At 58.1% G+C, this 20769-nt stretch carries 19 protein-coding genes; 11 read left to right on the forward strand and 8 right to left on the reverse strand.

Going from position 1 to position 20769, the window contains the following annotated elements; translation table 11 throughout:
• Positions 1–16: 16 nt before the first annotated feature.
• The 3 genes from ACM6JQ_RS05325 to gcl all read right to left on the reverse strand — a co-directional run bounded on the left by ACM6JQ_RS05325 (position 17) and on the right by gcl (position 3804).
• Positions 17–910, reverse strand: a complete 894-nt coding sequence (locus ACM6JQ_RS05325) for a 2-hydroxy-3-oxopropionate reductase (RefSeq protein ID WP_007919937.1) — start codon at positions 908–910, stop codon at positions 17–19.
• A 143-nt stretch (positions 911–1053) separates the two neighbouring features.
• Entirely contained in the window at positions 1054–1836 is a 783-nt protein-coding gene (hyi, locus tag ACM6JQ_RS05330; RefSeq protein ID WP_414893355.1) for a hydroxypyruvate isomerase, read from the reverse strand.
• A 192-nt stretch (positions 1837–2028) separates the two neighbouring features.
• On the reverse strand, positions 2029–3804 hold the full coding sequence (gene gcl, locus ACM6JQ_RS05335; RefSeq protein ID WP_007919935.1) for a glyoxylate carboligase: 1776 nt from the start codon (positions 3802–3804) through the stop codon (positions 2029–2031).
• A 268-nt stretch (positions 3805–4072) separates the two neighbouring features.
• Here gcl and ACM6JQ_RS05340 point away from each other — a divergent pair, with 268 nt between their 5' ends.
• Positions 4073–4513 carry a GlcG/HbpS family heme-binding protein gene (locus ACM6JQ_RS05340; protein WP_007919933.1) on the forward strand — a complete coding sequence of 147 codons (441 nt, stop codon included), beginning with the start codon at positions 4073–4075 and terminating at the stop codon, positions 4511–4513.
• 212 nt (positions 4514–4725) lie between these two features.
• Positions 4726–5184, forward strand: a complete 459-nt coding sequence (locus ACM6JQ_RS05345; protein ID WP_095114128.1) for an REP-associated tyrosine transposase — start codon at positions 4726–4728, stop codon at positions 5182–5184.
• Between the two features lie 102 nt (positions 5185–5286).
• Here ACM6JQ_RS05345 and ACM6JQ_RS05350 read toward each other — a convergent pair whose 3' ends face one another.
• Positions 5287–5892 carry a TetR/AcrR family transcriptional regulator gene (locus ACM6JQ_RS05350; RefSeq protein WP_007919931.1) on the reverse strand — a complete coding sequence of 202 codons (606 nt, stop codon included), beginning with the start codon at positions 5890–5892 and terminating at the stop codon, positions 5287–5289.
• 135 nt (positions 5893–6027) lie between these two features.
• Between ACM6JQ_RS05350 and ACM6JQ_RS05355 the strand changes: the two genes are divergently transcribed.
• Entirely contained in the window at positions 6028–6942 is a 915-nt protein-coding gene (locus tag ACM6JQ_RS05355) for a DUF808 domain-containing protein (protein WP_095114127.1), read from the forward strand.
• Positions 6943–7034: 92 nt separating this feature from the next.
• Here ACM6JQ_RS05355 and ACM6JQ_RS05360 read toward each other — a convergent pair whose 3' ends face one another.
• Positions 7035–7823, reverse strand: coding sequence for a VacJ family lipoprotein (locus ACM6JQ_RS05360; protein ID WP_007919929.1), 789 nt, complete (start codon positions 7821–7823; stop codon positions 7035–7037).
• Positions 7816–9114: a serine protein kinase PrkA gene (locus tag ACM6JQ_RS05365; protein WP_007919928.1), complete on the reverse strand. Its 1299-nt coding sequence runs from the start codon at positions 9112–9114 to the stop codon at positions 7816–7818. The genes ACM6JQ_RS05360 and ACM6JQ_RS05365 overlap by 8 nt, the downstream gene beginning before the upstream one ends.
• A gap of 224 nt (positions 9115–9338) precedes the next feature.
• Between ACM6JQ_RS05365 and ACM6JQ_RS05370 the strand changes: the two genes are divergently transcribed.
• A complete protein-coding gene (locus ACM6JQ_RS05370; RefSeq protein ID WP_007919927.1) occupies positions 9339–9707 on the forward strand; it encodes a hypothetical protein in 369 nt (122 codons plus the stop codon).
• Positions 9708–9802: 95 nt separating this feature from the next.
• Here the strand turns inward: ACM6JQ_RS05370 and ACM6JQ_RS05375 are convergent, their stop codons facing one another.
• Positions 9803–11398 (reverse strand): beta (1-6) glucans synthase, encoded by a 1596-nt coding sequence (locus ACM6JQ_RS05375; RefSeq protein WP_414893356.1) that lies wholly within the window; start codon positions 11396–11398, stop codon positions 9803–9805.
• A gap of 286 nt (positions 11399–11684) precedes the next feature.
• Between ACM6JQ_RS05375 and ACM6JQ_RS05380 the strand changes: the two genes are divergently transcribed.
• From ACM6JQ_RS05380 to ACM6JQ_RS05390, 3 genes are all read left to right on the forward strand, one after another.
• Positions 11685–12536 carry a glycine betaine ABC transporter substrate-binding protein gene (locus ACM6JQ_RS05380; RefSeq protein WP_007919916.1) on the forward strand — a complete coding sequence of 284 codons (852 nt, stop codon included), beginning with the start codon at positions 11685–11687 and terminating at the stop codon, positions 12534–12536.
• 248 nt (positions 12537–12784) lie between these two features.
• Positions 12785–13096, forward strand: a complete 312-nt coding sequence (locus ACM6JQ_RS05385) for a DUF485 domain-containing protein (protein WP_007919908.1) — start codon at positions 12785–12787, stop codon at positions 13094–13096.
• A complete protein-coding gene (locus tag ACM6JQ_RS05390) occupies positions 13093–14751 on the forward strand; it encodes a cation acetate symporter (RefSeq protein ID WP_007919906.1) in 1659 nt (552 codons plus the stop codon). The genes ACM6JQ_RS05385 and ACM6JQ_RS05390 overlap by 4 nt, the downstream gene beginning before the upstream one ends.
• A 1077-nt stretch (positions 14752–15828) precedes the next feature.
• Here the strand turns inward: ACM6JQ_RS05390 and gltA are convergent.
• Positions 15829–17118 carry a citrate synthase gene (gene gltA / locus ACM6JQ_RS05395; protein WP_007919904.1) on the reverse strand — a complete coding sequence of 430 codons (1290 nt, stop codon included), beginning with the start codon at positions 17116–17118 and terminating at the stop codon, positions 15829–15831.
• 362 nt (positions 17119–17480) lie between these two features.
• Between gltA and sdhC the strand changes: the two genes are divergently transcribed.
• From sdhC to ACM6JQ_RS05415, 4 genes are read left to right on the forward strand one after another with little or no spacing between them, the layout of a single operon-like run.
• Complete coding sequence (sdhC, locus tag ACM6JQ_RS05400; RefSeq protein WP_038363944.1) at positions 17481–17855, forward strand: succinate dehydrogenase, cytochrome b556 subunit; 375 nt, start codon at positions 17481–17483, stop codon at positions 17853–17855.
• A complete protein-coding gene (sdhD, locus tag ACM6JQ_RS05405) occupies positions 17849–18217 on the forward strand; it encodes a succinate dehydrogenase, hydrophobic membrane anchor protein (protein ID WP_007919900.1) in 369 nt (122 codons plus the stop codon). Before sdhC ends, sdhD begins: the two co-directional genes overlap by 7 nt.
• 3 nt (positions 18218–18220) lie before the next feature.
• Positions 18221–19993 carry a succinate dehydrogenase flavoprotein subunit gene (gene sdhA / locus ACM6JQ_RS05410; RefSeq protein ID WP_007919889.1) on the forward strand — a complete coding sequence of 591 codons (1773 nt, stop codon included), beginning with the start codon at positions 18221–18223 and terminating at the stop codon, positions 19991–19993.
• 11 nt (positions 19994–20004) lie between these two features.
• A complete protein-coding gene (locus ACM6JQ_RS05415; protein ID WP_007919888.1) occupies positions 20005–20709 on the forward strand; it encodes a succinate dehydrogenase iron-sulfur subunit in 705 nt (234 codons plus the stop codon).
• The last annotated feature ends 60 nt before the right edge of the window (positions 20710–20769 follow it).

The raw sequence follows: 20769 nt of genomic DNA on the forward strand, positions 1-20769 counted from the left end.
AGCGACGGGGCAGGGCTTATTTGTTATCGCGAATCGAGAAGTTGGCCATGTGCTCCAGACCCTTGATCAGCGCCGAGTGGTCCCAGTTGCTGCCTCCGATGGCCGCGCAGGTGCTGAACACTTGCTGGGCGTTGGCGGTGTTCGGCAGGTTGATGTTCAGTTCCTTGGCGCCTTGCAGGGCCAGGTTCAGGTCCTTCTGGTGCAGGCTGATGCGGAAGCCTGGATCGAAAGTGCCTTTGATCATGCGCTCGCCGTGCACTTCGAGGATCTTCGAAGAGGCGAAACCGCCCATCAGTGCTTCACGCACCTTGGCTGGATCAGCACCGTTTTTCGAAGCGAACAGCAGGGCTTCAGCGACAGCCTGAATGTTCAGCGCTACGATGATCTGGTTGGCTACTTTGGCGGTTTGACCGTCGCCATTGCCACCGACCAGGGTGATGTTTTTGCCCATGGCCTGGAACAGCGGCAGAGCGCGTTCGAAAGCATCGGCATCGCCACCGATCATGATGCTCAGGGTCGCAGCTTTGGCGCCGACTTCACCGCCGGACACCGGTGCGTCGAGGTACTGCGCACCTTTCTCGTTGATCTTCGCCGCGAAAGCTTTGGTGGCGGTCGGCGAGATCGAGCTCATGTCGATGACGATTTTGCCTTTGCTCAGGCCGGCGGCAACGCCGTCGGCGCGGAACAGTACGTCGTCGACCTGTGGGGTATCCGGGACCATGACGATGATGAATTCAGCTTCTTGCGCGACTTCGCGTGGGTTGGCCAGGGCGACGGCGCCAGCGGCTACCAGGTCGGCCGGGGCGGCGTCGTGGTGCGCCGACAGGAACAGGCTGTGACCGGCTTTCTGCAGGTTCGAAGCCATTGGGTGGCCCATGATGCCGGTGCCGATAAATCCGATTTTAGCCATGAGAAAATCCTCTTGTTTTTATAAACAGCCGTAGGAGCTGCCGAAGGCTCGGGCCGCGTTCGGACGATCTTTTGATCTTGATCTGTAAAAACAAGATCAAAAGATCGCAGCCTTCGGCAGCTCCTACAGGGTCATGTGTTCGTTCAGATTGCGTTGTGGGTTTTCAGCCAGCCGAGGCCTGCTTCGGTGGTGGTCAGCGGCTTGTATTCGCAACCCACCCAACCCTGATAACCGATGCGATCAAGGTGTTCGAACAGGAAGCGGTAGTTGATTTCACCAGTGCCGGGTTCGTTGCGGCCCGGGTTGTCCGCGAGCTGCACATGGTTGATCTCGCCCAGATGCGATTGCAGGGTGCGGGCCAGATCGCCTTCCATGATTTGCATGTGATAGATGTCGTATTGCAGGAACAGGTTGGCGCTGCCGACCTGCTCGCGAATCGACAGGGCTTGCGCCGTGTTGTTCAGGTAGAAACCCGGGATGTCGCGGGTGTTGATCGCTTCCATCACCAGTTTGATGCCCGCTGCCTGCAGCTTGTCGGCGGCGTATTTCAGGTTGGCGATGAAGGTTTTTTCTACCGTGGCATCGTCAACGCCTTGTGGACGAATACCGGCCAGGCAGTTGATCTGGGTGTTGCCCAGCACTTGCGCATAGGCAATCGCCAGATCGACACCGGCGCGGAACTCTTCGACCCGATCCGGCAGGCACGCGATACCGCGCTCGCCCTTGGCCCAGTCACCGGCCGGCAGGTTGAACAGCACTTGAGTCAGACCGTTGGCGTCGAGCCTGGCCTTGATTTCGGCAGAGCTGAAGTCGTACGGGAACAGGTACTCGACACCGCTGAAACCAGCCTTGGCGGCGGCGTCGAAACGGGCAAGGAAATCCTGTTCGGTGAACAGCATGGACAGGTTGGCTGCGAAACGCGGCATGGTGGTCTCCTAAAAACGGATGTGGCACGGTGGGTCAGATTGTTCGCGATCAGTCCCCTCTCCTGGGGGAGAGGGTTAGGGTGAGGGGGACCCTGAGTCTGATCCGAATTTTGCGAGCACCGCAAAACCTTTCCCTCACCCCAGCCCTCCCGAAACGTCGGACCGCCCGGAGGGAGAGGGGGCTAGCTACGTTCAATCAAGCAGCGAAATCGCCGTTGGCGCATCGTTGCCGACCAGCGCCAGGTCTTCGAATTCGTTGACGGCGTTGATCTCGGTGCCCATGGAGATGTTGGTCACACGCTCCAGAATGATCTCGACGATCACCGGCACCTTGAACTCTTCGATCATCTGTTCGGCCTTGCGCAGGGCAGGGGCGATTTCCGATGGTTCGAACACACGCAGTGCCTTACAGCCGAGGCCTTCAGCCACTGCGACGTGGTCAACACCGTAACCGTTGAGTTCCGGCGCGTTCAGGTTATCGAAGGACAGCTGCACGCAGTAGTCCATTTCGAACCCGCGCTGGGCCTGACGGATCAGACCCAGGTACGAGTTGTTCACCACGACGTGGATGTATGGCAGTTTGAACTGAGCGCCGACCGCCAGTTCTTCGATCATGAACTGGAAGTCATAGTCCCCCGACAGGGCCACGACTTTCCGGCTCGGATCGGCCTTGACCACGCCCAGCGCAGCCGGAATGGTCCAGCCCAACGGGCCGGCCTGACCGCAGTTGATCCAGTGACGCGGCTTGTAGACGTGCAGGAACTGCGCGCCGGCAATCTGCGACAGACCAATGGTGCTGACGTAGCAGGTGTCCTTGCCGAACACCTGGTTCATTTCTTCGTAAACGCGTTGCGGTTTTACCGGCACGTTGTCGAAGTGGGTCTTGCGATGCAGGCTGGCTTTGCGCTGCTGGCAGTCTTGCAGCCAGGCACTGCGGTTTTTCAGCTTGCCGGCGGCTTGCCATTCACGGGCCACTTCGATGAACACGGTCAGCGCAGCAGCGGCGTCGGAAACGATGCCCAGATCCGGGGTGAACACACGACCGATCTGCGTGCCTTCGATGTCGACGTGAATGAACTTGCGACCTTCGGTGTAAACGTCAACCGAACCGGTGTGACGGTTAGCCCAACGGTTACCGATCCCCAACACCACGTCGGATTTCAGCATGGTGGCGTTGCCGTAACGATGCGACGTCTGCAGACCGACCATGCCGACCATCAACGGGTGATCGTCCGGGATGGTGCCCCAGCCCATCAGGGTCGGGATCACCGGAATGCCGGTCAGTTCAGCGAATTCAACCAGCAGATCGCTGGCGTCGGCGTTGATGATGCCGCCGCCGGCAACCAGCAATGGACGCTCAGCCTGATCAAGCAGCGCCAGAGCTTTTTCAACCTGAACGCGGGTCGCGGTCGGTTTGGCCAATGGCAGTGGCTGGTAGGCGTCGATGTCGAATTCGATTTCGGCCATCTGCACGTCGAACGGCAGGTCGATCAGCACCGGGCCTGGACGGCCGGAGCGCATTTCGAAGAAGGCTTTCTGGAACGCGTAAGGCACTTGGCCCGGTTCCAGAACAGTGGTCGCCCACTTGGTCACTGGCTTGACGATGCTGGTGATGTCGACAGCCTGGAAGTCTTCCTTGTGCATACGGGCGCGGGGTGCCTGGCCGGTAATGCAGAGGATTGGAATCGAGTCGGCCGAGGCGCTGTAGAGCCCGGTGACCATGTCGGTACCGGCAGGACCGGAAGTACCGATGCACACGCCGATGTTGCCGGCCTTGGTGCGGGTGTAGCCCTCGGCCATGTGCGAGGCGCCTTCAACGTGGCGAGCAAGGACGTGATCGATGCCACCGACTTTCTGCAAGGCGGAGTACAGCGGGTTGATGGCAGCGCCCGGGATGCCAAAAGCGGTATCAACCCCTTCACGGCGCATCACCAGAACGGCGGCTTCGATTGCTCTCATTTTGCTCATGGTTTTGTGCCTCTTTACGTTTTGTAATTGTATACAAGTGGCTTTGCGCAGAGTGTATTCACGGCGGACGGCGCAGGTCAATCCATTTTCTCAAGCGCCTGTTTCATTCGTCGGAAGCCTGTCTGAGTGTGGCTTTTCGTCGCATGTGGCGCTTTTCGAGAATTATTGTATACAAAAAAATAACTCATTGTGTTCTATTTGTTGCATCGGCCTGCGGCACAAAACCGCAGGCCCACGACTTTCCCTATAACAAAATGAGGACGGCACCATGAGCGCTTTAACCTTGAAAGTCGCAGTCAACCTGGTCAATCAGGCCATCAATGCAGGGCGCGGCATCAACGCCGCGCCGCTGACCATCGCGGTACTCGATACCGGCGGCCACCTGATCACCTTGCAACGCGAAGACGGCGCCAGCCTGCTGCGCCCGAACATCGCCATCGGCAAAGCCTGGGGCGCGATTGCCTTGGGTAAAGGCTCGCGCCTGCTGGCACTGGATGCACAACAACGCCCGGCGTTTATTGCCGCGCTGAACAGCATGGGCCAGGGCAGCGTCGTGCCGGCACCGGGTGGTGTGTTGATTCGGGATCAGGCGGGGAATGTGCTGGGTGCGATCGGGATTAGCGGGGATTTGTCGGACATTGATGAGCAGGTGGCGATTAAAGCTGTGGAGGCGTTGGAGTTGCGGGCGGATGCGGGGGTGGCTGCTTGAATCTGCGTTGATTGAATAACCGCTATCGCGAGCAGGCTCACTCCTACAGGAATTTTTGTTCAGACACAAAATGTATGAACACCCCAGATCCCCTGTAGGAGTGAGCCTGCTCGCGATCGCTATCTACCAGACACATCCAGCCAACAGTTGACCGCTCCATTTGTCTTTCCCGGTACTAGCCTTTTCATGACCTGATCACAGAGGGCAAAGGAATGCCGGATCTACCTGCAGCACATAAATTGCGAGTCGGGCGCTATACCGAAGTCAGTCGAATCTATCTGTTAACCAGCACCACTTATCAACGAAAGCCGATTTTCACGGATTTTGCCTTGGGAAAACTGGTCGCTGATCAATTTCGACACGCGCAAGATTCGGGGCTGGTGAACTCATTAGCCTGGGTAGTGATGCCAGATCATTTCCATTGGCTGATTGAATTGCGACGAGGTTCATTGAGTGAGGTGATGCAAAAAACCAAATCGCTGAGTACCAAGGCTGTCAGGCAAGCTTCCGGTGGAAACAGCGTTCTCTGGCAGAGAGGGTTTCATGACCGCGCGCTGAGACGGGAAGAAGACCTGGTGAAGATGGCGCGTTATGTCGTGGCCAACCCGTTGCGGGCCGGGCTGGTGGAGAAGCTTGGCGACTATCCGCTGTGGGATGCTATTTGGGTTTGAGCTGAAACCGCGTTGCCTCGATCGCGAGCAGGCTCACTCCTACAGGGGAACGCATTCCAAATGTAGGAGCGAGCCTGCTCGCGATGGCGTCTCCACGGTGTTTCAGTCCGGCTCACACCCCTTCAACACCAACCGGATAATCGTCTGTGCCGCCGCTTCATAATCCGCCTCGTCCAGCTTGTCCTTGCCGGTCACCGCAGAAATCTGCCAGTCGAAGTCGGCGTAGGTCTGGGTCGCGGCCCAGATGCTGAACATCAGGTGATTAGGGTCGATCGGGGCGATCTGGCCGCGGTCGATCCAGCTCTGGATGCAGTCGATGTTGTGCTTGGCCTGGCCGTTGAGTTGCTCGACCAGATCGGCGCTCAAATGTGGCGCACCGTGCATGATTTCGCTGGCAAATACTTTCGAGGCGAAGGGCAGGTCGCGGGAGATGCGGATCTTCGAGCGGATGTAGCCACTCAGCACTTCGCTCGGTACGCCGTCCGGATTGAACGGGGTCGAGGCCTGCAAAATCGGCACGATGATGCTTTCCAATACCTCGCGGTAAAGGTTTTCCTTGGACTTGAAGTAGTAGTAGACGTTGGGCTTGGGCAATCCCGCCTTGGCGGCGATGTCGCTGGTTTTGGTCGCAGCGAAGCCCTTGTCGGCAAACTCCTCACTGGCGGCACGCAGGATCAGTTCTTTGTTGCGCTCGCGGATTGTGCTCATAAACCCGGTGGTTCCTTGCCTGTTCTGGCGGTTGCGCATGGTAGCACCGGCCTCGCGCAGCGCTCAACAATGCCCCATGTGGCCTGCGGTCGCGTTATGCTTCGCAACATTCATACATAAAAGGAAACAGGATTCATGGCAGGAAGCAGTTTGCTGGTGCTGATCGACGATATTGCCACCGTGCTGGACGACGTGGCGTTGATGACCAAAATGGCTGCCAAGAAGACCGCCGGGGTGCTCGGCGATGATCTGGCGCTCAACGCCCAGCAGGTCTCCGGCGTGCGTGCCGAGCGGGAAATCCCGGTGGTCTGGGCCGTGGCCAAAGGTTCTTTCGTCAACAAATTGATCCTCGTGCCGTCGGCGCTGGCGATCAGTGCGTTCGTACCGTGGCTGGTAACACCGTTGTTGATGGTGGGTGGTGCGTATCTGTGTTTCGAAGGTTTCGAGAAGCTTGCGCACAAGTTTCTGCACAGCAAGGCTGAAGACGAGGCCGAACATGCGCAACTGACTGAGGCGGTAGCTGATCCGGCGACCGATCTGGTGGCGTACGAAAAGGACAAGATCAAAGGCGCGATTCGCACTGACTTTATCCTTTCGGCAGAGATTATCGCCATCACTCTGGGCACCGTGGCAACGGCCTCGCTGACTCAGCAAGTGATCGTGATGTCCGGCATTGCGATTGTGATGACGGTGGGCGTTTATGGCCTGGTGGCGGGCATCGTCAAACTCGACGATCTCGGCCTGTGGCTGACGCAAAAGCCTGGGCAGGTCGCTAAGAAAGTCGGCAGCGGCATTCTGAGCGCGGCGCCGTACATGATGAAAACCTTGTCGGTGGTCGGTACGGCGGCGATGTTCCTGGTCGGCGGCGGCATCCTCACCCATGGCGTGCCGGTCGTGCATGACTGGATTGAAGGCGTTGGCGCCGCGGCCGGTAGTGCCGGGTTTGCGGTGCCGATGTTGCTCAATGGTGTGGCGGGGATCATCGCTGGCGCGGTGGTGCTGGCGGTGGTTGCCGTTGTCGGCAAGATCTGGAAAGCCCTGAAAAACTAATCAACAACACATAACCTTTGTAGGAGTGTTGTGCCATTGAAAAAGGGCCATTCGACTCGCATCGAATGGCCCTTTTTTGTACCTGCCAAAAACTATTCGGCGATCTGCAACTTGCGCGCTTCGGTGTACACGTAACGCACCTTCTCGTACTCGAACGGCGAGTTCATCTGGCCGTAACGGAAGCTGGTCTGATAACGCTTGTCGACTGCACGCAACGCCCAGACTTCCGGATGGTTGGAGCTGACTTCCGAGACGTTGAGGAAGTTGATCGCCGATTCGGCGGTGTAATCCACGGCAAGACCGGCAGTGTCACGGATGTTCGACGGTCCGAAGATCGGCAGCACGAAGTAGGCGCCGCCCGGTACACCGTAGAAGCCCAGGGTCTGACCGAAGTCTTCGCTCTGGCGCGGCAGGCCCATGGCAGTAGCCGGGTCCCACAGACCGGCGATGCCGATGGTGGTGTTGAGCAGCAGGCGCGCGGTGGTTTCCATCGAACGCTGGCCTTTGAACTGCAACAGGCTGTTGACCAGATTCGGCACGTCACCGAGGTTGTTGAAGAAGTTGCTTACGCCTGTGCGCACGAAGCTCGGCGTGATGTAGCGATAGCCATCGACCACCGGCAGGAACACCCATTGGTCGAAGCGATAGTTGAAGTGGTAAACCCGGCGGTTCCACGACTCCAACGGGTCGTAGACGTTCAGCGCGTTGAGCGTCGAACGCTCGAATTCACGCTGATCCAGCCCCGGGTTGAACTTGAGTTTGGACAGCGGTTCCTTGAAGCCGTCGCTGTCGACGACGACCGGTGCGTTGGCTTTACTGTTGTCGGCCTGGGCCACGCCTGCGCAGAGGAGCGCTGCCATCAGCAGGAGATATTTAGCCACGGAAGAACTCCAGCATGGCGTCGCTGTTGACGCGGTAGTTAAGATTGCCGCAATGGCCGCCCAGTGGATAAACGGTCAGTCGATCACCGAAGGTCTTGCGCAGGAAACCGAGGTCGCCCGGACCGAGGATCACGTCATCGGCGTTGTGCATCACGGCGATTTTCGGGCTGTCGTGCAGGTAATCCTTGAGCGCATACAGGCTCACCTGATCAATCAGTTGCAGCAGGCTGCCGCCGTCGGTGCGTGCACGCCACATCGGAATGACCTGTTCGGTCAGGTAGCAGTCGAAGTCGCACTGCAACGCACGCTTGAGGAACGGCGTGAGGCTGGTGCCTTCGGTGATCGGGAATTTCGGCGGGGTGATCAGGCCGCGACGGTTGATCAGGTCCGAGGTAAAGGCAATGTCGGCTGCCGAGAACCGGAACGAGGTGCCAATCAACATCGCCATCTGTTCGTTGGTCAGGTGCTGCTTGGACTGCTGGAAGTCGTAAAGCAGCGCGTCATTGAGGTCGATGTAGCCTTTCTGCTGGAAGTAGCGGGTCAGCTTGGACAGCACCAGCTCGTAGAATGTGGTGCTGGTGTTGATGCCTTTCACCTCGGTTTGCACGAGCTTGTCGAGGTTGGTCACCGAGGTGTAGAGGTTGACCGGCGGATTGAGCAGCAGGACTTTCTTGAAATTGAAGCTGCGGCGCGTCTCGTCCAGATGCGCAACGAAAGCAGCATCGAGGGCGCCGAGGCTGTAACCGGTCAGGTAGTACTCGGTCACCGGCAGTTTCGGGTTTTGCGCGCGCACGGCTTGCATCACCCGGTACATGTCTTCGGCATCTTCCTTGGTCACGCCCGGGGTGGCGAAGCGTGAGGCGGCGCTGATGAAGTCGAAACTGGTCGGCGACGACAACTGCACGACGTGGTAGCCGGCCTTGTAGTAGAGCTTTTTCAGGTATTCGTTGAGCGTGCTGTCATAACGTGCGCCGGTGCCGGCAATCAGAAAGATCAGCGGGGCCGGTTTGTCCTGGGTGGCGATGCGGTAGGTGAGCTTTTTCACCGCCCAGAAGTTGTCCGGCAGGATGAACTCTCGCTCCGGGCGCAAGGTCAGGCTGCGGTCCGACTGATTGATGTCGTCGTCCAGCGGCAATTCCGGGCGCAAGTCCGGCGGCGTCGTGGCGATGGTCGCCTCGAACGGGTTGGTCAGGGGGTAGCCATAACTGGCGGCGTCGATATCCACCGCCAGTGCGGACGCACTCAAAATAAGGCCGCTGAACAGCGCGGCGAAGCGCAAGGAACGGAGCATGACTAGATCCCTTAGAGGAAGGTGCCGAATGAAGTTCGCAGGCTATGACCACCGGGTTTGCGCCAAAGTGCCATGCTGCGGCACCAAACAGGCAGAATTCGGAGTAATAGTAGCTGGACGATACACTTTGCACGCCCTGAATGAACAGTTAACAGTTGTTAGTTCTTGCACACGGCTGGCGGCAGATTAAGCTGGCCGCCGATTTCCGAAGATTGGAGTGTTTCATGTCCCGCCGTTTGCCCGTGATTTTACTGCTCGTTCTGTTGCCGTTGTGGCTGGCCGCCAGTTATGGCGCGCGTTATGGCTTTATGGAAGACGGCAAGTGGGTGGGCATCTGCGTCGACGAGGCCAGTCGCTGGGAATGTCAGGTGCGGTCGAACCTTGGCTTGATGATTCACTTCAAGGTGTTGGGCTGGACGGCGCTGGGTGCGGCGTTGATCGGTTTTGTCTTGCCGGGGCGGGCAGGGTGGTGGCTGGCGGTGCTGGCGCTGGTGTTTGGGATGCCGGCACTGGCGTTGTACAACACCACGTTGGCAGTGTTTGCGCTGGTGATTGCCGGGTTGCGGTTGGTCCGCGAGTCCCGTAGCGCCTGATGGAAAAGATCGCAGCCTTCGGCAGCTCCTACATTGAAATGGCGTACACCTTGTAGGAGTTGCCGAAGGCAGCGATCTTTTGATCTTGCTTTTGATCAGTATTTTCGAACGCGCAGGCAGCGCCACAGAGCCGCCACCATCAACACACTCACCAACGCCCAACCCCATGCCTGCTGATTCTGCAAACCTTCCTGATACAGCTGCGGCGCAATCCCCGCGCCGACAATGAAGGTCAGCAAGGCAATTTCACGACGCGGCACGCTGACCGGCCGGCACAGATAAACCAGCGCCGGCAGCACAAACGCCATGCTTGCAAAGCTGCGATAACGCGGATCAAACACCATCTCCAGCATCATCACCGCTGCGGCAAAGCCTGCTGCCGCGACCAGCCAGCCGGCGCGCCGCTCCAGCAGATTGAACACCCGCTCACGCCAGCCAATTCGCGCGCTCAGCGTCAGTGCCGCGTGTGCCAGTACCAACAGATTCAGCGCCGTCAGCAAACCGACCCACAGCCACTCACTGGTGAACCGCGTGGTCACCCGCGCCAGATCACCCCAGGCGCCAATCGAGCAAGCGGCGAGGGCGCCCAGCAGCGGCAACACCAGCGCCGAGCGCGTGGTCCGAACGCGACCGCCAAGGATCAGCGTGCCAAGGAAAATCAACCCGCCGACCGCCAGCCATTCTTTCCAGAACGGTACATTCGTCACCGGTCCGGCGAGTACGCCTTTGTCCTGACGATCAGCATCGAACAGTCCCCAGTAACCGCCCACCGCGCCTTCACTGCCGCGCTTCCATGGCTGGTCAAACGCTTCGATCAGGTTGTAATGCCAGCCTTCTTTCTCGGCCATTGCGACAAAACCACGAATGAACCTGGCCTCGTTGACCCGGCTCGGCAGGGCGGTCTCGCGCTGGCGGCCTTCGCTCGGCCAGCCGGTTTCGCCAATCATCACGTCTTTCGGCGCGAATTTATTGCCGAACACCTGACGCACATCCGTGACATGTTGCAGGGCGACGTCAATGTTCGACGGATCATCCTCCCAGTACGGCAGCAAGTGGATGGTCAGGAAATCCACCGCCGGTGCGATTTCCGGATGCTTGAGCCAGAACTCCCAGACATCGGCATAGGTGACCGGTTGCTTGACCTGGCCCTTGACCTTGTTGATCAACCGGGCAAGTTGCGCGCCAGTGACTTCCTTGCGCAGCAGCGCTTCGTTGCCGACGATCACCGCGCTGACCACGTCCGGGTTGGCGTTGGCTGATTTGATCAGCAGGTCGACTTCTTTCTCGGTGTCTACCGGGTTGCTGTTGACCCACGCGCCGATCATCAATTTCAAGCCGTGTTTGCGCGCCAGATCCGGCAGCGCCTCGAGGCCGGTCATCGAATAGGTGCGAATGCACTCAAAACGTGTCGCCAGCAGCGCGAGGTCAGCGTCCATGCGCTCGGGGCGCAGCTTGAACGGCACGTCGAACGGCGACTGGTCTTTATCGAACGGGGTGTAGGAGGCGCATTGCAATTTATGCGTCGGCGTAGCGGCGTCCGGCAGGATCACCGGTTGGCCGAGGCCGTACCAGAAGCCAGCGAGTGCAAACAGCCCCAGCAGGCAGGCGAAGAGATAAGGCAGAAAAGGGAAGCGGGAGTTCGCGGACATGGTCAGGCCGAGTGGCTGCAAAGCGACGCATGTTACCTGCATTTATAGAGGGGTTGGTGGCTCGCATGATTTTGACATGCAAAGTTCGGGCGGATTGTCTGGCGCCAAATATTCAGACGTCATTAATGGCCTTGTGATGTCGTTTCTCGTTGTCTTGAGGTCGCTGGCAGAGCAGGTCGACTGCCGCCTGAGGTTGATGATCAAGCCATCAGTGCTCCGCTGATGTTCTAACAAGTTTGCGGTCAGGCGTGATGGGGGCGCCGTGCACCATAACAATACGTTGACGCCGCCCGTCATCCGTCGGGCGCAGCATTTCGGGGAAGTAACGATGAAGATGCGACGACTTTTAGGCGCAAGTGCTGCTCTGGTGCTTGCGATGAGTTCCACTTTCGCCAGCGCAGAAAAACAGACCCTGAACATCGGTTACGTTGACGGCTGGTCCGACAGCGTCGCGACCACCCACGTGGCGGCCGAAGTGATCAAGCAGAAACTCGGTTACGACGTGAAACTGCAAGCCGTCGCCACCGGGATCATGTGGCAGGGCGTGGCCACCGGCAAACTCGACGCCATGCTTTCGGCCTGGCTGCCCGTGACCCACGGTGAATACTGGACAAAAAACAAGGATCAGGTCGTCGATTACGGCCCGAACTTCAAGGATGCGAAAATCGGCTTGATCGTGCCGGAGTATGTGAAAGCCAAGTCGATCGAAGACCTGAAAACCGACGACACCTTCAAGAATCGCATCGTCGGCATCGACGCCGGTTCAGGCGTGATGCTCAAGACCGATCAGGCGATCAAGGACTACGGTCTCGACAAATACAGCCTCAAAGCCAGTTCCGGCGCCGGCATGATTGCCGAGCTGACCCGTGCCGAGAAGAAAAACGAATCCATCGCGGTCACCGGTTGGGTGCCGCACTGGATGTTCGCCAAGTGGAAACTGCGCTTCCTCGACGACCCGAAAGGCGTGTACGGCGCAGCCGAAACCGTAAACAGCATCGGCAGCAAAGAACTCGCGACCAAAGCACCGGAAGTGGCCAAGTTCCTGAAGAACTTCCAGTGGGCGTCGAAAGACGAAATCGGCGAAGTCATGCTGGCGATTCAGGACGGTGCCAAGCCTGACGCAGCGGCCAAGGATTGGGTAGCCAAACACCCGGATCGCGTGGCTGACTGGACTAAATAACCCGAAATAGCATCGTTCACCACGAACCCTGTGGGAGCGGGCTTGCCCGCGATAGCGTTCTCTCAGTTGACTAATAGTTGGCTGACACGACGCCATCGCTGGCAAGCCAGCTCCCACAGTTTTTTGTGTGTGCTCAAGAATGGCAAATACGTCATGGCGTTCTACTACTAAGGTCGTCTGTTACCGCGCTCGCAGCCGCATACATTAGCTACGTTCCAACAATAATCTGTGCTGCGAGGATAAAAACAATGAACGACAGCATTTACCTCTCGATTCAAAACAGTCCCCGATTCAAGGAGCTGGTGCGAAAAAGGGAAAAGTTCGCCTGGATACTCTCGGCGATCATGCTCGGGCTTTACTCTGGCTTCATCCTGTTGATCGCTTACGGGCCACACATTCTGGGCGCGAAACTCAGTCCGGAATCCTCGATTACCTGGGGAATTCCAATCGGTGTCGGACTCATTCTTTCTGCATTCATCCTCACCGCTATCTACGTGCGCCGCGCCAATGGCGAGTTCGACGACTTGAACAATGCGATTCTCAAGGAGGCTCAGCAATGATCCGGCGTCTACTGGCTTTATTGAGTGTTGCGGCGTTCGCGCCGAGTGTCTGGGCGGCTGACGCGTTGACCGGTGAAGTGGCCAAGCAGCCACTGAACATTCCGGCGATCCTGATGTTCGTCGCGTTCGTTGGCGCGACCTTATACATCACCTACTGGGCCTCGAAGAAAAACAATTCGGCGGCCGACTACTATGCGGCGGGCGGCAAGATCACCGGTTTCCAGAATGGTCTGGCGATCGCCGGTGACTACATGTCGGCGGCGTCCTTCCTGGGGATTTCCGCGCTGGTGTTCACCTCCGGCTACGATGGCCTGATCTACTCGATCGGCTTCCTGGTGGGCTGGCCGATCATTCTGTTCCTGATCGCCGAGCGCCTGCGTAACCTGGGTAAATACACCTTTGCCGACGTGGCGTCCTACCGCCTCGGGCAAACCCAGATCCGCACCCTGTCTGCCTGCGGCTCGCTGGTGGTGGTGGCGTTCTACCTGATCGCGCAAATGGTCGGTGCCGGCAAGCTGATTCAGCTGTTGTTCGGTCTGGACTACCACGTCGCGGTGATTCTGGTGGGGGTGCTGATGTGCATGTACGTGCTGTTCGGCGGCATGCTGGCGACCACTTGGGTACAGATCATCAAGGCTGTGCTGTTGCTGTCCGGCGCCTCGTTCATGGCGCTGATGGTGATGAAGCACGTAGGCTTCGACTTCAACACGCTGTTCTCCGAAGCGATCAAGGTTCACGCCAAAGGCGAAGCGATCATGAGCCCAGGCGGTCTGGTCAAGGATCCGATTTCGGCGTTCTCGCTGGGTCTGGCGCTGATGTTCGGTACGGCTGGTCTGCCACACATTCTGATGCGCTTCTTCACCGTGAGTGACGCAAAAGAAGCCCGCAAGAGCGTGCTCTACGCAACCGGTTTCATTGGCTACTTCTACATCCTGACCTTCATTATCGGCTTCGGCGCGATCCTGCTGGTCAGCACTAACCCGGCCTTCAAAGATGCTGCTGGCGCGCTGTTGGGCGGCAACAACATGGCGGCGGTGCATTTGGCCAACGCGGTCGGTGGCAGTATCTTCCTCGGCTTTATCTCGGCGGTGGCGTTCGCGACCATTCTGGCGGTTGTTGCCGGTCTGACTCTGGCCGGTGCTTCGGCGGTTTCTCACGACCTGTATGCCAGTGTGATCAAGAAGGGCAAGGCGAACGAGAAGGACGAGATTCGTGTCTCGAAGATCACCACCATTGCCTTGGCGGTGCTGGCGATTGGCTTGGGCATCTTGTTCGAAAGTCAGAACATTGCGTTCATGGTTGGCCTGGCGTTCTCGATCGCTGCCAGCTGTAACTTCCCGGTGCTGTTGCTTTCGATGTACTGGAAGAAGCTGACCACTCGTGGGGCGATGATTGGCGGCTGGCTGGGTCTGGTGAGTGCGGTTGGCTTGATGATCCTTGGCCCGACCATCTGGGTGCAGATTCTGCATCATGAGAAGGCGATCTTCCCTTACGAGTATCCGGCGTTGTTCTCGATGATCATTGCCTTTGTGGGGATCTGGTTCTTCTCGATTACTGACAAGTCGGCGGCTGCGGACAATGAGCGGGCGTTGTTCTTCCCGCAGTTTGTGCGTTCGCAGACGGGGTTGGGGGCGAGTGGGGCGGTTTCGCATTGATGGTTTGATGGTTTTGTAATGTTGTGCTGAATGCCCCGGTTGAGAGATCGGGGCATTTTTTGTGGGCGGTTATCGGACTTTGGTGTGTTTTTTATTGGGTGTATATCCGTTGCTGCGGTAACGGCTGATTAGGGTTTCGCCCTTACGGCGACTCACTTTTTTTCAAACGCCAAAAAAAGTAAGCAAAAAACGCTTGCTCCTACGTCCGGCCCGCTCGCTGGGGCTCGGGGTTCCTTCGCTGCGGGATCGATCCGGGCGCAGCGCCTACGGTTTGCTTCGCTGCACCTCCTCTCGCTGTGTTTGGCTTCGCCAAACGGTCGCTGCGCTCCCACGCCCGGATCAATCCCTCCACTCAGCCTTCCGACGTCGCTTACAGATCAAGAGCTGCAGCCGAGCTAACGCTCATCCTGTTGAGTGGTGAAGAGCGTGTGTTCGGCTTTGGTTCGGTGGTGGATTTGCCCCTCATCGGAACGCCGCCCGCCCAGCCCTCTCCCGAGGGAGAGGGAGCCGATTTGTGAGCTTTTCAGAATCTGAGTTCAACGCGGTATCGCACGTCGGCGTACCTCTACCAAACCACTCGGTCAGTCCCCTCTCCCTCCGGGAGAGGGCTAGGGTGAGGGGCTCTTGATCTGGCTTTTGATCTTGCTTTGGCTTTGGCTTTGGCTTTGGCTTTGGCTTTGGCTTTGGCTTTGGCTTTTGATCTTTTGCCCCATCGGCAGGCCGAGCGTAGGTGTTCATACGGGGGTAGGCGCGCAGCGCCGTGCGGCGAAGCCGCATTCATCGAGAGGAGGTGCAGCGAAGCAAACCGTAGGCGATGCCCCCGGATGGACACCGTAGCGAGGGAACACTGAGCCTCAGCGAAGTGCCGTACGCCGGGGCAAAGCCTTTTGGTTCCTTTTTGGCGTTTGAAAAAGGGACTCGCTGTAAGAGCGAAACCGCCAGCGGCAGCACCCGAAGAAACGGATATGCCCCCAATCCCAAAACCCAAAATCCCAAACTCCAGACAAACAAAAACGGCCCCTATATAAATAGAGGCCGTTCCCGGTACAACTTTAAGACGTCATCGCAAGACAAGTCTTATTTGCGGTCTTCCAGCTTGGAAATGTCACGCGACTCGTAACCAGTGTACAACTGGCGCGGACGGCCAATCTTGTACGGGCTGGAGAGCATCTCTTTCCAGTGGGAGATCCAGCCAACAGTACGTGCCAGCGCGAAAATCACCGTGAACATGCTGGTCGGAATGCCGATCGCCTTGAGGATGATCCCCGAGTAGAAGTCGACGTTCGGGTACAGCGAGCGCTCGATGAAGTACGGGTCGGTCAGCGCGATCTCTTCCAGGCGCATGGCCAGTTCGAGTTGCGGATCGTTGTTGATGCCCAGTTCCTTCAGCACTTCGTCGCAGGTCTGCTTCATGACAGTCGCGCGAGGGTCGCGGTTCTTGTAAACGCGGTGACCGAAGCCCATCAGTTTGAACGGATCGTTCTTGTCCTTGGCCTTGGCGATGAACTTGTCGATGTTCGAAACATCGCCAATCTCGTCAAGCATGGTCAACACGGCTTCGTTCGCACCGCCGTGGGCAGGGCCCCACAGTGCAGCGATACCGGCGGCGATACAGGCGAACGGGTTGGCACCCGAAGAGCCGGCCAGGCGCACGGTAGAGGTCGAAGCGTTCTGCTCGTGGTCGGCGTGGAGGATGAAGATCCGGTCCATGGCCTTGGCGAGCACCGGGCTGATCGGTTTGATCTCGCACGGGGTGTTGAACATCATGTGCAGGAAGTTTTCCGCGTACGTCAGATCGTTGCGCGGGTACATCATGGGTTGGCCCATGGAGTACTTGTAAACCATCGCTGCCAGGGTCGGCATCTTGGCAACCAGACGGATCGCGGAGATTTCGCGATGCTGCGGGTTATTGATGTCCAGGGAGTCGTGGTAGAAGGCCGAGAGGGCGCCGACTACACCGCACATGACGGCCATCGGGTGGGCGTCGCGACGGAAGCCGTTGAAGAAGGTTTTCAGCTGCTCGTGAACCATGGTGTGGTTTTTCACGGTGCTGACGAACTGGGCCTTCTGTTCTGCGGTCGGCAGTTCGCCGTTGAGCAGCAGGTAGCAGGTTTCCAGGTAGTCCGATTTTTCAGCCAGTTGTTCGATCGGGTAGCCGCGGTGCAACAGAATGCCGTTGTCGCCGTCGATATAGGTGATCTTCGATTCGCACGAGGCGGTCGACATGAAACCAGGGTCGAAAGTGAAGCGGCCCGTGGCCGTCAGGCCCCGAACATCAATTACATCGGGACCAACGGTGCCGGTTAAAATGGGCAGCTCGACGGGGGCTGCGCCCTCGATGATCAACTGCGCTTTTTTGTCAGCCATGTGGCCTCCTATTTATGCTTGAACCATCAGACAGACCCCCCACGCAGGGCCCGCACCACTATAGTGAGATAAATTCGAATGTCAATTTGCCTAAAGTCTTGCTCCAGAAGGCTTTAAGCGCACTTTTTCCTCGAAATTGACTGCCATTTACGCCTTTTATACGACTTGTGCAATCAGCTATTTGGGGTAGGTGATTGCGTTGTCATTAGTAACCTAACTGTCTATACTCGGCCACCGACCGCCAAGGGCTTTTGGGCCAGCTTTGTTGGGGGTCGCATCCCTGGGTGGTGGTTACCTGACCAGTGCACTCCCCAACAACTTTGCCCTGATTGTTAGGGGCTCTTCAGTGTGAAAAAAAAGCCGTGAAAAGCCAACGACCTGTAAACCTAGACCTAAGGACCATCAAACTCCCCATCACCGGCGTTACGTCGTTTCTTCACCGTGTTTCCGGCATCATCCTCTTCCTGGGTATCGGCTTCATGCTTTATGCATTGGGCAAGTCTCTGGGTTCCGAGGAAGGTTTTGCCGAAGTGAAGGCATGCTTGACCAGCCCGCTGGCCAAGTTCGTAGCATGGGGCCTCCTGTCCGCTCTGCTGTATCACCTGGTAGCCGGTGTGCGCCACTTGATCATGGACATGGGCATCGGTGAGACGCTGGAAGGCGGCCGCCTGGGCTCGAAAATCATCATCGCCATTTCCGTGGTGCTGATCGTTCTGGCAGGAGTTTGGATATGGTAACCAGCGTTACGAACCTTTCGCGTTCGGGCCTCTATGACTGGATGGCGCAACGTGTGTCTGCGGTTGTTCTCGCGGCTTATTTCATCTTCCTGATCGGATACCTTGCAGCGAATCCGGGCATTGGCTACGACCAGTGGCACGGCCTGTTCGCTCACAACGGGATGCGTATCTTCAGTCTGCTGGCCCTCGTTGCCCTTGGCGCTCACGCCTGGGTCGGCATGTGGACCATCGCGACCGACTACCTGACGCCAATGGCGCTGGGCAAGTCCGCGACTGCAGTACGTTTCCTTTTCCAGGCAGTTTGCGGCATCGCGATGTTCGCTTACTTCGTCTGGGGTGTGCAGATTCTCTGGGGTATCTGATTCATGGCTAACATTCCAACGATTTCTTTCGACGCCATCATTATTGGTGGTGGCGGTGCCGGCATGCGCGCTGCGCTGCAACTGGCGCAGGGCGGTCACAAGACTGCCGTGATCACCAAGGTTTTCCCGACCCGTTCGCACACTGTGTCCGCCCAGGGCGGCATCACGTGCGCAATCGCGTCCGCTGACCCGAACGATGACTGGCGCTGGCACATGTACGATACCGTCAAGGGCTCCGACTACATCGGTGACCAGGACGCTATCGAGTACATGTGTCAGGAAGGCCCGGCCGCGGTTTTCGAGCTGGACCACATGGGTCTGCCGTTCTCGCGTACCGAGCAAGGCCGTATCTACCAGCGTCCGTTCGGTGGTCAGTCCAAGGACTACGGCAAGGGCGGTCAGGCTGCACGTACTTGCGCGGCGTCCGACCGTACCGGTCACGCACTGCTGCACACCCTTTATCAGGGCAACCTGAAAGCTGGTACTACGTTCCTGAACGAGTACTACGCTGTCGATCTGGTGAAAAACCAGGAAGGCGAATTCGTCGGTGTGATCGCGATCTGCATCGAAACCGGCGAAACCACCTACATCCGCGCCAAGGCCACCGTACTGGCTACCGGCGGTGCAGGTCGTATCTACGCTTCCACCACCAACGCCCTGATCAACACCGGTGACGGCGTCGGCATGGCTCTGCGTGCTGGCGTGCCGGTACAAGACATTGAAATGTGGCAGTTCCACCCGACCGGCATCGCCGGCGCCGGTGTACTGGTTACCGAAGGTTGCCGTGGTGAAGGTGGTTACCTGATCAACAAGCACGGCGAGCGTTTCATGGAGCGTTATGCTCCGAACGCCAAAGACCTTGCCGGTCGTGACGTGGTTGCTCGTTCGATGGTTAAAGAAATCATCGCCGGCAACGGTTGCGGTCCGAATGGCGACCACGTAATGCTCAAACTCGACCACTTGGGCGAGGAAGTGCTGCACAGCCGTCTGCCAGGCATCTGCGAACTGTCGAAGACGTTCGCTCACGTTGACCCTGTTGTTGCGCCGGTTCCGGTTGTTCCGACTTGCCACTATATGATGGGCGGCGTTGCCACCAACATCCACGGCCAGGCGATCACCCAGAACGCCGAAGGCGTGGATCAGATCATCCCTGGTCTGTTCGCAGTAGGTGAAGTGGCTTGCGTATCGGTGCACGGTGCCAACCGTCTGGGCGGCAACTCGCTGCTCGACCTGGTGGTATTCGGCCGCGCTGCCGGCCTGCACCTGGAAAAAGCGCTGACTGATGGCATCGAATACGACGACGCTACCGAAGCCGACATCGAAGCTGCCCTGTCGCGTCTGAACGCGCTGAACAGCCGTACTGATGGCGAAGATGTGGCAACCCTGCGTCGCGAACTGCAAAGCTGCATGCAGAACTACTTCGGCGTATTCCGTACCGGCGAATACATGCAGAAAGGTATCGCTCAGCTCGCTGACCTGCGTACCCGCATCGCCAACGTGAAGATCAACGATAAGTCGCAGGCGTTCAACACTGCCCGTATCGAAGCGCTGGAACTGCAAAACCTGCTGGAAGTGGCTGAAGCTACCGCCATCGCTGCCGAAGTCCGTAAAGAGTCGCGCGGTGCTCACGCCCGTGAGGACTTCGAAGATCGTGACGACGAAAACTGGCTGTGCCACACCCTGTACTTCCCGGGTGACAAGCGCGTCACCAAGCGTGCCGTGAACTTCTCGCCGAAGACTGTTCCGACTTTTGAACCTAAAGTCCGGACTTATTAAGGGTGACCGCCATGTTGAAAGTCAGTGTTTATCGCTACAACCCTGATCAGGACGCTGCGCCGTTCATGCAGGAATTCCAGGTCGATACCGGTGGTAAAGACCTGATGGTGCTGGACGTGCTGGCCCTGATCAAAGAGCAGGACGAGGGTTTCTCCTATCGTCGCTCTTGCCGTGAAGGCGTCTGCGGCTCCGACGGCATGAACATCAACGGCAAGAACGGTCTGGCGTGCATCACGCCGCTGTCCGCCGTTGTAAAAGGTAACAAGTTGATTGTTCGTCCGCTGCCAGGTTTGCCGGTTATCCGTGACCTGGTCGTCGATATGAGCATCTTCTACAAGCAATACGAGAAGGTGAAGCCTTACCTGCAGAACGACACGCCGGCTCCGGCCATCGAGCGTCTGCAGTCGCCAGAAGAGCGCGAAAAGCTCGACGGTCTGTACGAGTGCATCCTGTGCGCTTGCTGCTCGACTTCGTGCCCGTCCTTCTGGTGGAACCCGGACAAGTTCCTGGGTCCAGCTGCGCTGCTGCAAGCTTATCGCTTCCTGGCAGACAGCCGTGACACCAAGACCAACGAGCGTCTGGCTTCGCTCGATGACCCGTTCAGCGTCTTCCGCTGCCGGGGCATCATGAACTGCGTCAACGTATGTCCGAAAGGCCTGAACCCGACTAAGGCCATCGGTCACATCCGTAACATGCTGCTTTCGAGCGGCGTGTGATTCAGCTGCTGTAACCGCTGCACCGTAGAGGCTGTGGCGCGGGCTTCAACCCGCGTCATG

The sequence above is a fragment of the Pseudomonas sp. IT-232MI5 genome (genome assembly GCF_949767845.1).
In the GTDB taxonomy this organism is placed as follows: Bacteria; Pseudomonadota; Gammaproteobacteria; order Pseudomonadales; family Pseudomonadaceae; genus Aquipseudomonas.

Bases quoted from the DNA above. Each gene is read 5' to 3' on its own strand.
- ACM6JQ_RS05325 (WP_007919937.1), bottom strand. From the start codon at position 910: ATGGCTAAAATCGGATTTATCGGCACCGGCATCATGGGCCACCCAATG.
- hyi (WP_414893355.1), bottom strand. From the start codon at position 1,836: ATGCCGCGTTTCGCAGCCAACCTGTCCATGCTGTTCACCGAACAGGAT.
- gcl (WP_007919935.1), bottom strand. From the start codon at position 3,804: ATGAGCAAAATGAGAGCAATCGAAGCCGCCGTTCTGGTGATGCGCCGT.
- ACM6JQ_RS05340 (WP_007919933.1), top strand. From the start codon at position 4,073: ATGAGCGCTTTAACCTTGAAAGTCGCAGTCAACCTGGTCAATCAGGCC.
- ACM6JQ_RS05345 (WP_095114128.1), top strand. From the start codon at position 4,726: ATGCCGGATCTACCTGCAGCACATAAATTGCGAGTCGGGCGCTATACC.
- ACM6JQ_RS05350 (WP_007919931.1), bottom strand. From the start codon at position 5,892: ATGAGCACAATCCGCGAGCGCAACAAAGAACTGATCCTGCGTGCCGCC.
- ACM6JQ_RS05355 (WP_095114127.1), top strand. From the start codon at position 6,028: ATGGCAGGAAGCAGTTTGCTGGTGCTGATCGACGATATTGCCACCGTG.
- ACM6JQ_RS05365 (WP_007919928.1), bottom strand. From the start codon at position 9,114: ATGCTCCGTTCCTTGCGCTTCGCCGCGCTGTTCAGCGGCCTTATTTTG.
- ACM6JQ_RS05370 (WP_007919927.1), top strand. From the start codon at position 9,339: ATGTCCCGCCGTTTGCCCGTGATTTTACTGCTCGTTCTGTTGCCGTTG.
- ACM6JQ_RS05375 (WP_414893356.1), bottom strand. From the start codon at position 11,398: ATGCAGGTAACATGCGTCGCTTTGCAGCCACTCGGCCTGACCATGTCC.
- ACM6JQ_RS05380 (WP_007919916.1), top strand. From the start codon at position 11,685: ATGAAGATGCGACGACTTTTAGGCGCAAGTGCTGCTCTGGTGCTTGCG.
- ACM6JQ_RS05385 (WP_007919908.1), top strand. From the start codon at position 12,785: ATGAACGACAGCATTTACCTCTCGATTCAAAACAGTCCCCGATTCAAG.
- ACM6JQ_RS05390 (WP_007919906.1), top strand. From the start codon at position 13,093: ATGATCCGGCGTCTACTGGCTTTATTGAGTGTTGCGGCGTTCGCGCCG.
- gltA (WP_007919904.1), bottom strand. From the start codon at position 17,118: ATGGCTGACAAAAAAGCGCAGTTGATCATCGAGGGCGCAGCCCCCGTC.
- sdhD (WP_007919900.1), top strand. From the start codon at position 17,849: ATGGTAACCAGCGTTACGAACCTTTCGCGTTCGGGCCTCTATGACTGG.
- sdhA (WP_007919889.1), top strand. From the start codon at position 18,221: ATGGCTAACATTCCAACGATTTCTTTCGACGCCATCATTATTGGTGGT.
- ACM6JQ_RS05415 (WP_007919888.1), top strand. From the start codon at position 20,005: ATGTTGAAAGTCAGTGTTTATCGCTACAACCCTGATCAGGACGCTGCG.